Annotated in this window: 11 protein-coding genes; all 11 read left to right on the forward strand. The window is 61.4% G+C overall.

The features are described 5' to 3' along the window. A partial coding sequence (locus GC121_RS00005; RefSeq protein ID WP_151971903.1) for a DNA translocase FtsK occupies window positions 1-1,590 on the forward strand: 1,590 nt, incomplete at its 5' end. Between the two features lie 51 nt (window positions 1,591-1,641). Further along, the gene (locus tag GC121_RS00010) at window positions 1,642-2,379 is read left to right on the forward strand and encodes a phage minor head protein (RefSeq protein WP_151971905.1); all 738 of its coding nucleotides are present in this window, start codon (window positions 1,642-1,644) and stop codon (window positions 2,377-2,379) included. Between the two features lie 13 nt (window positions 2,380-2,392). Continuing rightward, window positions 2,393-2,710 (forward strand): hypothetical protein, encoded by a 318-nt coding sequence (locus GC121_RS00015; RefSeq protein ID WP_151971907.1) that lies wholly within the window; start codon window positions 2,393-2,395, stop codon window positions 2,708-2,710. A gap of 169 nt (window positions 2,711-2,879) precedes the next feature. Continuing rightward, window positions 2,880-3,371, forward strand: coding sequence for a RimK/LysX family protein (locus tag GC121_RS00020; protein ID WP_151971909.1), 492 nt, complete (start codon window positions 2,880-2,882; stop codon window positions 3,369-3,371). A gap of 41 nt (window positions 3,372-3,412) precedes the next feature. Then, the gene (gene rimK, locus GC121_RS00025; RefSeq protein WP_151971911.1) at window positions 3,413-4,318 is read left to right on the forward strand and encodes a 30S ribosomal protein S6--L-glutamate ligase; all 906 of its coding nucleotides are present in this window, start codon (window positions 3,413-3,415) and stop codon (window positions 4,316-4,318) included. Window positions 4,319-4,429: 111 nt separating this feature from the next. Further along, complete coding sequence (locus GC121_RS00030; RefSeq protein ID WP_151971913.1) at window positions 4,430-5,389, forward strand: hypothetical protein; 960 nt, start codon at window positions 4,430-4,432, stop codon at window positions 5,387-5,389. Next, complete coding sequence (locus GC121_RS00035) at window positions 5,379-6,554, forward strand: 7TM domain-containing protein (RefSeq protein ID WP_151971915.1); 1,176 nt, start codon at window positions 5,379-5,381, stop codon at window positions 6,552-6,554. Before GC121_RS00030 ends, GC121_RS00035 begins: the two co-directional genes overlap by 11 nt. After that, window positions 6,454-7,236: a sugar-transfer associated ATP-grasp domain-containing protein gene (locus GC121_RS15160; RefSeq protein ID WP_234421036.1), complete on the forward strand. Its 783-nt coding sequence runs from the start codon at window positions 6,454-6,456 to the stop codon at window positions 7,234-7,236. The genes GC121_RS00035 and GC121_RS15160 overlap by 101 nt, the downstream gene beginning before the upstream one ends. Window positions 7,237-7,332: 96 nt before the next feature. Further along, window positions 7,333-7,845, forward strand: coding sequence for an SRPBCC family protein (locus tag GC121_RS00045; protein ID WP_151971919.1), 513 nt, complete (start codon window positions 7,333-7,335; stop codon window positions 7,843-7,845). Window positions 7,846-7,974: 129 nt separating this feature from the next. After that, complete coding sequence (locus GC121_RS00050; protein WP_151971921.1) at window positions 7,975-10,560, forward strand: TonB-dependent siderophore receptor; 2,586 nt, start codon at window positions 7,975-7,977, stop codon at window positions 10,558-10,560. A gap of 133 nt (window positions 10,561-10,693) precedes the next feature. Further along, a partial coding sequence (locus GC121_RS00055) for an ATP-binding protein (protein WP_151971923.1) occupies window positions 10,694-11,580 on the forward strand: 887 nt, incomplete at its 3' end.

Raw genomic sequence — 11,580 nt, forward strand, 5'->3', positions numbered from 1 at the left:
CCCGAAATCGTCGATCCCGCTGCGCCCCCGCCCCGCGCGCGCCCCGCCGCCAAGGCGAACCAGAAAGATCTGTTCGCGGATTATGATTTGCCGAGCGTCGAGCTGCTCGACGCGGTCGACAACAGCAAAGTCCCGCCGGTCGACAAGTTGGCGCTGGAACGCAATGCGCGGCTGCTGGAAAACGTCCTCGACGATTTCAACGTGAAGGGGGAAATCACCGCGGTCAAAACCGGCCCCGTTGTCACCATGTACGAACTGGAACCTGCCGCGGGCATCAAGGCCAGCCGCGTGATCGGTCTGGCCGAAGATATCGCCCGGAATATGTCCGCGATCAGCGCGCGCGTCGCCTCCATCCCCGGCAAAACCGTGATGGGCATCGAATTGCCCAACGCCCACCGGCAGACGGTGAATTTCCGCGAAATGGTGGAAAGCGAAGCCTTCGCCGCGCACAAGGGCAGCTTGCCGATCATTCTGGGCAAGAACATTTCGGGCGATCCGATTGTCGAAGACCTTGCCGCCATGCCGCATCTGCTGGTGGCGGGCACCACCGGCTCGGGCAAATCGGTGGGGCTCAACACGATCCTGTGCAGCCTGCTCTACCGCTTCACGCCGACCGAATGCCGCCTGATCCTGATCGATCCCAAAGTGCTCGAATTGAAGAGCTACGAGCATATCCCGCACCTTCTCGCCGAAGTGGTGACCGAGCCGCCCAAGGCGGTGCGTGCGCTCAAATGGGCGGTCGAGGAAATGGAGCGGCGCTATCGCATGATGAGCGATGTCGGCGCGCGCAATCTGGCGGGCTTCAACGAACGCGTCCGCGCCGCCGCCGCCAAGGGCAAGCCGCTGCAACGCACGGTGCAAACGGGCTTCGATCCCGAAACCGGCGAGGCGATTATCGAGGAAGAACTGCTCGAATACGAAGTGCTGCCGCAGATCGTGGTGATCGTGGACGAGCTCGCCGATCTGATGCTGGTCGTTGGCAAGGAAATCGAAGGAATGCTCCAGCGCCTGTGCCAAAAGAGCCGCGCGGCGGGCATCCACGTGATTACCGCAACGCAGCGCCCCAGCGTCGATGTCATCACCGGCGTCATCAAGGCGAACCTGCCCACCCGCATCAGCTTTGCCGTCTCCAGCCGCATCGACAGCCGCACGATCATCGGCGAACAGGGCGCAGAGCAATTGCTGGGCAAGGGCGATATGCTCTACAAGCCGCTCTCCGGTTCGATCACCCGCGTGCACGGCCCGTTCGTGAGCGACGAGGAAGTCGAGCGCGTGGCCGAACACTGGCGCAAGCAGGGCAGCCCGCAATATATCGACAGTGTGACGCAGGAACCCGAAGACGGCGGCTTTGCCTTCGAGGACGAATTTACCGGATCGGACAATCCCGAAGAACGCAAATACCGTCAGGCGTGCCAGATGGTGATCGAAAACCAGAAGGCGAGCGGCAGCTGGCTGCAACGCCAGATGGGCGTGGGCTACAACACCGCCGCGAAGTGGATCGAGCGGATGGAGGAAGACGGGCTGGTCGGCCCGGCAAACCATGTCGGCCGGCGGGAGATTTACCGCGATAAGGACGGGAATCCGATTTGATTGGGGTGGGTAGCATACGGTTTTATGCGAGCGCTATTCATAAGGTGAATAATGATCAAGTTTAGGGACAGTGCCGCGGAGAGCTGGCTAAGGACAAAGTCTCGAAGCATTCTGGAAGATCTTGGCTCACATTGGCGCGAAAGAGTTCAAGATAAAGTCGCAGACGGGTTACAAAGAGGTGACAATCCACGAAAAGTCGGTCTCGAATTAGCTGGCCGAATAAACCAAGGATCAGGCAAGCGAGAAGGGGCGCTCGTTGAGCTCAATGAAGTGGAAAGAAGCACTGTTTTGCATTTCGAGCACTGCTTACGCTCACTCACAGAGGACTATTTCAACTTCGGCCAGCGCGATAAGCGCCATGATCGCTCTATGCGGCGAGCGCTGCGTGAAGGGGCTAAATTCCCCGACGAGAAAATTGTCCTGCTTGTAAATCGCTTTGAATCAAAGCTGATCAAGCAGAAAGCTGATTTGATAGCTCAAACCGAAATGCTTGCTGCTCTCAATCGATCTGGTTGGTGTGCTATAAGGGCCGCAATTGAAAGGAGCGGGCTTCCAGAACAAGCTGTAACACGAATTTGGGATACCTGTGGTGATGAGCGGGTGCGGCCTTCGCATAAGGCGCTCGATGGTCAACGTGTTGTGGGTTTTGATCAACATTTTGTTTCGCCAGTGACGGGCGCAAGAATGATGTATCCCGGAGATCAGTCTTTAGGTGCGCCAGAAATTGAATTGGTCGGCTGCCGCTGTAGAGTGCGCTATGATATCAATTGGGCTTTCCTGCTAACTTAAAGGGCAATCGAGTATGTATTATGACCAGCTAGGCATCAGTAGCGGCGATCTCTGTGCTGCAGTGGCGCTTGCATTGGTTCATGATGCCAGCGAAAACTGTCTCGGCACACCAGGGTTTCCACAGATAGATGCTCGACGGAATGGGCAAGAATTCGTCATCGATATGCGTCTTGACCAAGGTTGCGCGACTATCAGCATAACCACGGATGAAGCTTGCAGAATGGTGGAGGCAATGAAGTCTGAGCGACGTTGCCTCCCGCAAGTTTTCCAACGCATCCAAGAGGCGACTGCCAAACTAGAAATGGCCATGCGTAACAATTCCAATATTTAACTCACGGAAAGACTGGATGACCAAACAATCATCCTAATCATTAAGGTCTCGCTGAAAAGAAGTTAAATCGCGGGTTGTAGGATCCCCAATTAAAGGCAAATTGCCATCACTACAAAGGCACCACAGCTTTGACTTCGCAACTCGCTCACTCCCATGCTCCAACCCCCCAATGACCGCACACTCTTCCGCCAAGCCCAAATCCCGCAAAGCCAAACCCTCGCCCACCGATCTTGTCGGGTGGCGCGAGCTGGTCGATCTGCCCGAGCTCGGCCTCACCGGCGTGCCCGCCAAGATCGACACCGGGGCGCGCACCTCCTCGCTGCACGCGCAGGTGCTCGAACATTTCGAGCGGGACGGGCAGAAGTTCGTGCGCTTTTGCGTCGATTGGGGCGGCGTCCGGCACACTTGCGAGGCCGTCCATGTCGATATTCGCGGTATCACCAGTTCCAATGGCGAAACCCAGCGGCGCTATGTCATCAAGACGCCGCTTACGATTGGTAACAAGACGCACCGCGTGGAAATCAGCCTGGCCAACCGGTCGGATATGAAATTCCCGATGCTTATCGGGCGATCCTCGCTTAGACGGCGCTTTGTCGTCGATTCGGGGCATTCGTGGCTGCAAACGCCGGGGATGGAGCCCGTCCGAGGGCACAAGCCATAAAACCGCTGGCGCACAATTCCGGCGGCTGAGAGGAACGCTGCATGAAGATCGCCATGCTCGCCCGCAATCCGGATCTGTATTCCCACAGACGTCTGGCCGCGGCGGCGGAGGAACACGGGCACACGCTCGATATCCTCAACACCACCCGCTGCATGGTGAATATCGCCAGCCATCGCCCGACGCTGACCTATAACGGGCAGACGCTGGCGGGCTATGACGCGGTGATCCCGCGCATCGGCGCCTCGATTACGCATTACGGGCTGGCGGTGCTGCGGCAGTTCGAAATGGGCGGCTGCTGGCCCTTGAACGAAAGCGTCGCCATCGGGCGCAGCCGCGACAAGCTGCGGTCCTTGCAAATCCTCGCCAAGCACGGCCTCGGCCTGCCGCTGACCGCCTATGCCAATGATCCCAAGGCGGCGGAGGAGATCATCAAGGCAGTCAAAGGCCCGCCGGTCGTCATCAAGTTGCTCGAAGGCACGCAAGGTATCGGAGTGGTTCTTGCAGAGACCATGTCGAGTGCCAAATCGGTTATCGAAGCGTTTCGCGGGGCGAATGTGAACATCCTCGTGCAGGAATTCATCAAGGAAGCGGGCGGCACCGATATCCGCGCGCTGGTGGTGGGCGGCAAAGTGGTCGCGGCGATGAAGCGCACCGGCGCGGCGGATGATTTCCGTTCCAATCTGCATCGTGGCGGCAGCGCCGAGGTGATCAAGATTACCCCGGAAGAACGCTCCACCGCGGTGCGCGCGGCCAAGCATATGGGGCTGAATGTGTGCGGGGTGGATATGCTGCGCAGCAATCACGGCCCCGTCATCATGGAAGTCAATTCCTCCCCCGGACTGGAGGGAATCGAGAAGGCGACCGGCAAGGATGTGGCGGGCGTCATCATCAAATTCATCGAGGACAATGCCCGCAACGGGAAGACGAAAACCCGCGGGAAAGGGTAGCCGGTCCACGGTGCCAAGCGTTCTGGCGCGCTGTGCGGACGGCGCGTTGTAAAATCTTTCGCGTTACGGTTAGCCATTCGTAAACCACCCCCCCCGTAAAGCCACGGGGTGATGCACGGGTTGTTTCCTCTTTTCGCCTTGCTTTCCGGCGTGTTGCGCAGCGCGGTCGCTCTGCTGCTGGCTGGCGTCCTGCTGTCCGCGCCCGCCGCAGCGCAGGAAGCCCCGCGCGGCTGGGAATTCGATCCCTTCGCGCGGATCGAAGCGGGCGTTGTTCTGTCCGAAAGCGAAGACCAGGATGACGAGCTGATCATCAATGGCGATGGCGGCTATCTGCGCGGCCAGATCGGCGTGACACTCGGCGACGGGGTCAACGAAGTGCGGATCGAAGCCGACCGCATCGAAGTAGCCCGCTTCGGCTCTGCCACCGGACGCGATGGCTTCAACCGAGACCGGCTGACGGTGCAATATACGCGCGATCTGGGCGATGGCTGGGGCGTGGAACTGCGCGGGCGGCTGTATGACGATCTCGTCACCATCGAAGCTGCCGACACCGACGAAAAGCAGGTTTCACTCCAGCTCGAATACCAGCCCGAAGCGGCGCACCGCGTGCGGCTGCGCGGCACCTGGCGGGATCGCGAATATGACGATGGCGCAGGACCCGGCGGCACCGCCTCTACCGGCGATGGCTGGCGCGTGGACGCCGAATACCGCCACCGTATCGGGCGCTATCACTACATCGCCGCCGATTTCCGGCTGGAGGATATCACTTCGGACAATCCCTTGCGCGGTTATGACCGGCAGTCGGCCAGCCTCTCCTACACCCGCCCGGTCACCAGCGATATCCGCGTGCGCCCAGCCATCGAGCTGCGCCACACCCGCTTTGACGGGCGGCTGACGCCGGATCTCAGCGCGCGCAGCGACACGCAAATCGTTCCCGAAGTCGAGCTGCTGTGGTGGCCCGGCCCGTGGCGGATCGAGGCCGAGGCGAAGTATATCTTCGGCGAAAGCAATGATCCGCTGCGTGATCGGCGCGGCTACCGCGTCAGCCTGAGCGTGGGCTATGTTTTCTAAGCTGCTGCGCAAATACCGGATCAGCCGCCTGCGCAAACTGCGACGGGTGCTGTCCAAAGCGACCCCGCAGATCAAACGGCCCGCCCTGATCGGCGCGGCCGTTTTCAGTGTAATCGGGCTGCTGGCGGTGCTCGGCATCAGCAACACCTCCAACGCGCTGTACATGCCGCAAAGCATGGGCGAGGCGGCAGTTTCTTATCAAGTGTGGGGCATGAAGCCGTCCAACCTGCTGATGGCGCTGCCCATCGGCGCGTTTCTGGTGGTGATGGCGCGCAGCTTTGTGGGGATGAAGGCCTTCGGCCTTTTCACCCCGATGCTGATCGCAATCGCCTTCCTGCAAATCGGCCCGATCTACGGCCCGCTGGTGCTGGTTTCGGCAGTCGGCGTGGGGATGCTTGTGGCACCCACCCTGCTCAAGCTGCGGATGACCCGTGTGGGCTTCCTCGGCGTGCTGATCAGCTTTGTGGTGTTCGTGCTGGCAGGCTTGCAAGTCGTGTTCGAAACCGAGCTGCAAGTCGACGCCTTCCCCGTGGTGGTGACCGCGCTGGTGGTCGAACGCTGGTATCGCCAGTGGGAAAAGGACGGCGCGTGGGAAGCGTTCCACATCGCCATGAGCACGTTTATTCTGGCGATCGTCATCCAGTTCGTGATGGTCAGCCGCGTCGCACTGGCGCTCATCGAAATCTCGCCGCTGGTGCTGCCCGGATTTGCCGGGCTCGCGATTGCCCTGTTGGGGCGGTATCGCGGCCTGCGCCTCTCTGAAATCAAACGCTTTGCCCCGATCTGGCTTGAAGGAAGACGCAATGCAAAGGCCGCCCTCGCCCTTGACGAGCGGGACGCAGACGCTGCCGCCACCGGCGACGCCGTCCGCCAGCCCGCCCTCGCGCAAGTGGACATTCCCGCAATTGCTGCCATTCCGCAGCCGGTCTTCGGCAGCTGGAACGGCATCGCCCGCAGCGAACCGGCCGTTGAAAGTGCCGGCGAAGGGGGATCTGGACGAGATCCTGGGCATCAACCTGCGCAACGCGATCATCGCGAAATACAACCCGCGTTCGGCAATCGAATTGGCCCGCGACAAAGTCGGAGCGAAAGTAGCCCTCAACGCCGGCGGCGTAACAACTACGGGCACGATCGCCGTAATCTCCAGCTATGGGGATCTGCTTGATTTCGATCCGGTGCGGGATCTGGGCCAAAGCTGGGCAATCAAACCGGCGCGAGGGAGCCAGGGCGACGGCATTCTGCTGGCGCTGCGGCGCGAGGGGAACGATTGGTTCAAGGGTTCGGGCACAAAGCTGACGCCGACCGACGTGATGAACCATCTGCGCCGCATCGTCGACGGCGCGTTCTCGGGCGACAATGCCGAGGACGCGGCGCTGATCGAACCGCTGATCCGCGCGGACAAGCGCATCCTCGAACTGGTGCCCGAAGGTCTGCCAGACGTGCGCGTCATCAGCTTGCGCGAGCATCCGCTGATGGCGATGATGCGCATTCCGACCAAGGCCTCGGACGGCAAGGCGAACCTGCACCAGCGCGCCATCGGGGCGGCGGTGGATATCGATACCGGCATCATCACCCGCGCCATGTGCGTGGGGGAGGAGATCACCCACCACCCCGATTCCGGTGCCCTGCTAATCGGCTTCCAGGTGCCCGAGTGGGACACGGTGCTGGAAATGGCCTCCAAATGCAGCGCGGCGATTGGTCTGGGCTATTTGGGCGTCGACATCATCATCGATGAAAATGACGGCCCGATGATCCTCGAAGTTAACGCGCACCCCGGCATCGAAATCCAGAACATCAACCAGAAGGGCCTGCGCCGCCAGATGATTCTGGCAGGCGAGCGGTGCTGACCGGAATGTCTGGTTAACCCCGCTTAACCATGTTTGCGCGGCGCATTTTAAGGCGCGGTTCGTACCACCCTCCGTCCACGCGAAGGGGAAATGCCAATGTTCGGCCTGTTCAAAGCAAAGCCTGCACACGCCGGCATGGTCAGCTTCACGCTGGCCATGGACATTGCCTGCGCGGCGGATGAGTTGTTCGGGCTCGTCAACCCGGCTGCTCCCACCTTTTGGAAGCGCGCTGCGGGCCGTCTCGAAACGATTGCGCCGGGGCGTTTCCGCCTGCATTTGCACAGCGAGCCGGAATGCGTGCGCACGCTCGTTGTGACCGAGGCGGAGCCCGGGCGGGTGCTCGCACTCGACACGCAAGCCACGCCGCGCACCGGCTATGTCGTCTCTAAGAATTATCGGTATTGCATCACGCCGGTGGACGCCCGGAACTGCACCGTAACCCTGCACATGGAGGCCCGCTTCGTGCCCGGCCTCGGCAAGCGCGACTATGATACCGGATGCCGCGCAGTGGCGGAAGACCTGCACACGACGCTTTCCATGCTCAAAGTCCATGCCGAACAGGGCGCCGGCATGGTGTGCCGGATCGACCGGCTGCAAAGCGCCGCCTGACCCCTTCTGTGGCGCGAGAGCACCACTTCTTGCGGAAATAGGGCGGTTTGCGATTGGATATTCTGCAAGTTGTAATCTTGCCGTAACAATCCTGCACGGCTGCTGCAGAGCCGAAGCATGGAGACCCTTATGTTGACTTCACGGCAATCGTTTCGCGCAGGCTGCGCCATCGCCGCACTGGCATTCGCATCGCTTTCACAATCCGCCATCGCGCAAGACACCGGCTCGACCGATCCGGCAGCAGATGAACCCACGATCATCGTCACCGGCACGCGCCGTACCGACCGTACCGTGGCCGACAGCACCGTTCCGGTGGATGTGATCACCTCCGAAACGCTGCTCAACCAGGGCGCGGTGGAAACGAACCGGCTGCTCAACAATCTCGTCCCCTCGTTCAACTTCCCGCAGCCCTCGCTCACCGACGGCACCGATTCGCTGCGCCCCGCCACTTTGCGCGGCCTCGCGCCTGACCAGACGCTGGTGCTGGTCAATGGCCGCCGCCGCCACTTGTCTTCGCTGCTCAATCTGAACGGTTCGGTCGGACGCGGCTCGTCAGCGGTGGACATGAACACCATTCCCGCGCTGGCAATCGAACGGATCGAAGTGCTGCGCGACGGGGCATCCTCGCAATATGGTTCGGACGCGATTGCTGGGGTGATCAATATCCGCCTCAAAACCCGCGAGGGCGGGCGAGCGCAGGCAACCTATGGCCGCTACATCACCTCGCTGGAAGGGGTTGACCAAGTCGCCTCGGTCGCGCCGACGACCACCACCAGCGGGAGCGAACTGCCGGTGATTACCTACACCGGGGAAGACCGCACCCGCCGTGATGGCGATACCTATACGCTGGCAACCAATTTCGGGGTGCCGGTGGGCGATACGGCCTATCTCAACCTGACCGCCGAGTATCGCAACCGCGAGCCGACCAACCGTTCCGGCCCCGATATCCGGCGGCAATATGCGGGCCTTGGCGATCCGCGCGAAACCACGTTTGACCGCTACAGCCACCGCTTTGGCGATGGCCAATCGGAAGATTTTAATTTCTTCGCTAATGCTGGCGTCGATCTGGGCACCGATTTCGAGCTCTATGCTTTCGGCAGCTACGGCAACCGCGAAGGCAATGGCGCGGGTTTCTATCGCCGCTCGCTCGACGCGCGCAATGCCGACTGGGCGAATGGCGGACAACCCTTCTATCCCGACGGCTTCCTGCCGCTGATCAACAGCAGCATTGAGGACATTTCCGGCTTTGTCGGCGTGCGCGGCGAGACCGGCGGCTGGAACCTTGATCTGTCGCTCGGCTACGGATCAAACCGGCTCGACTACCGCATCACCAACACCTGGAACGCATCCTTGGGCGGCGATGTCAGCCCGACCGAATTTGAAGCGGGCGGCCTGCGTTCGGGCCAGACCGCGCTCAATCTGGACGTGCAGCGCGATTTCGATCTCGGAATCGGCGACACCTCACTGGCCGTGGGCGGCGAGTGGCGCAACGAGAATTACCGGATCGTTCCCGGTGAAGAGGGCAGCTATGTCGCCGGGCCGTTCTTCTTCTCCAACGGTTCTGCGCCCGGTGCGCAGGTCTTCCCCGGCTTCTCCCCAACCACCGCGGTGGATGCCTCGCGTGACAGCTTCGCGCTCTATGCCGAAATCGACAATGATTTCACCGACTGGCTGAACGTGCAGCTGGCCGGACGGTTCGAGGATTTCTCGGACTTCGGCAGCACCTTCAACAGCAAGATCGCAGCAAGGCTTGAACCGGTGGAAGGCCTCGCCTTCCGCGGCTCGGCTTCGACCGGCTTCCGCGCGCCCGGCATGGCGCAGCAATTCTTCTCCACCACCTCGACGAACAATGTCGGCGGCCAGTTGATCGAAATCGGCACCTTCCCGGTGGAATCGCCCATCGCGATTGCGCTGGGTGCGGAACCGCTCGAACCCGAAGAATCGGTGAATATCAGCGCCGGCATTGTCTTCACCATGATCCCGCGTCTCAACGTCACCATCGACTACTACAATATCGAGATCACCGACCGCATCGTGCTGACCGAAAACCTGCAAGGGGCGGACGTGCTGGCGCTGTTGCAGCAGGCGGGCGTGGCCGGTTCCTCGGCGCGCTTCTTCATCAATGGCATCGATACCCGAACCCAAGGCCTCGACATCGTCGGCAGCTACCGCATCCCCGATGTACTGGGCGGATCGCTAACACTAACCGCAGGCTACAACATCAACGACACCGAAATCACCGACCGGCGGGTGTTTAGCGGCTTTACTGCCGACCGGCTGTTCGCCCGGCAGGAGAGCTTCCGCCTCACCGATGGCCAGCCGAGCAACAAGCTCAATCTGGGCCTGACTTTTGACCGCGAGCCGTTTGGTCTGACGGTCAACGCCAACCGCTTCGGCAGCGTGTTCCTGCCCGATGGCGTGTCGGCAGCCTCGATCCGCAACGATATCACTATCGATGAAGGCGATGCGCCGGGTGACCAGACGCTGACGCCGAAATGGGTGGTCGATCTGGAAGCGCGCTACAACGTGCTCGAATCGGTGCAGATTGCCGTGGGCGCGAATAATCTGCTCGACGAATATCCCGATCGCCTGCCCTTCGGCACGGTGAACGGGGTGAATTACGGCCTCAATACCAGCTTCCTGCCCTATTCCTCGCAGTCGCCTTTCGGCTTCAGCGGGCGGTTCCTTTACGGGCGGATTAGCGTCGAATTCTAGAACTAGGACTGGGTGAAAAGCGCCGGGGCAGGGAAGACATGCTCCGGCGTTTTCGTATCCGCGCGCCGCAATTCACTGGATAACAGCGCCGCCTCGCTAGGCGGAATCGCCGCGCCTGCCTATCGTCGCCCGCGTGGACGCGACAATCGACATCGGCACCGATCCGCACGGCACCCCCGTGCCAATCGACGTGGAAGAGCTGCTTGCCACGCGCCTGCTGGTGCAGGGCAATTCGGGCAGCGGGAAGTCACACCTGCTGCGCCGCCTGCTCGAACAGAGTGCACACTTGGTGCAACAGGTGGTGATTGACCCCGAGGGCGATTTCACCAGCCTCGCCGACTTTCATGATCACGTGGTGATCGAAGGCGGCAAATATTCGGTGCGCGAGATCGAGGCGTTGGCGGGGCGTATCCGGCAGCACCGGGCGAGTGTTGTGCTGGCGCTCGACGATCTCGAAGTCGAACAGCAGATCCGCTGCGCTGCCGCTTTCCTCACCGCCCTGTTCGATGCGCCGCGCGAGCACTGGTATCCCGCGCTGGTGGTGGTGGACGAAGCGCAGATGTTTGCGCCTTCTGCCGCAGGAGAAATGGCGGAGGATACCCGCCGGATGACTCTCTCGGCGATGACCAATCTGATGTGCCGCGGCAGGAAGCGCGGGCTTGCCGGAATTGTCGCGACGCAACGTCTGGCAAAGCTCGCCAAAAACGTCGCGGCGGAAGCGAGCAACTTCCTGATGGGGCGCACCTTCCTCGATATCGATATGCAGCGCGCCGCCGATTTGCTCGGCATGGACCGCAAGCAGGCAGAGCGCATCCGTGATCTGCAATGCGGGCATTTCCTCGGCCTCGGCCCGGCGGTGAGCCGCCGCCCTGTCGCGGTGCATATCGGCACTGTCCAATCGGGCGGCAAGAACGGCGCGAGTTCGCTGATGCCCCTGCCCAAGGCTGGCGCGGCGGAAATGGGCGCGCTGCTGCACGATGCTTTGGCGGAAGAAGCCGCCACCCCCGCGCCGCCACCCCC

The organism is Erythrobacter sp. EC-HK427, assembly GCF_902498745.1.
In the GTDB taxonomy this organism is placed as follows: domain Bacteria; phylum Pseudomonadota; class Alphaproteobacteria; order Sphingomonadales; family Sphingomonadaceae; genus Alteraurantiacibacter.

What these genes read in the sequence shown, in the direction of transcription:
- GC121_RS00010 (WP_151971905.1), top strand. Translation starts at nt 1,642, where the DNA reads ATGATCAAGTTTAGGGACAGTGCCGCGGAGAGCTGGCTAAGGACAAAG.
- GC121_RS00015 (WP_151971907.1), top strand. Translation starts at nt 2,393, where the DNA reads ATGTATTATGACCAGCTAGGCATCAGTAGCGGCGATCTCTGTGCTGCA.
- GC121_RS00020 (WP_151971909.1), top strand. Translation starts at nt 2,880, where the DNA reads ATGACCGCACACTCTTCCGCCAAGCCCAAATCCCGCAAAGCCAAACCC.
- rimK (WP_151971911.1), top strand. Translation starts at nt 3,413, where the DNA reads ATGAAGATCGCCATGCTCGCCCGCAATCCGGATCTGTATTCCCACAGA.
- GC121_RS00030 (WP_151971913.1), top strand. Translation starts at nt 4,430, where the DNA reads ATGCACGGGTTGTTTCCTCTTTTCGCCTTGCTTTCCGGCGTGTTGCGC.
- GC121_RS00035 (WP_151971915.1), top strand. Translation starts at nt 5,379, where the DNA reads ATGTTTTCTAAGCTGCTGCGCAAATACCGGATCAGCCGCCTGCGCAAA.
- GC121_RS00045 (WP_151971919.1), top strand. Translation starts at nt 7,333, where the DNA reads ATGTTCGGCCTGTTCAAAGCAAAGCCTGCACACGCCGGCATGGTCAGC.
- GC121_RS00050 (WP_151971921.1), top strand. Translation starts at nt 7,975, where the DNA reads ATGTTGACTTCACGGCAATCGTTTCGCGCAGGCTGCGCCATCGCCGCA.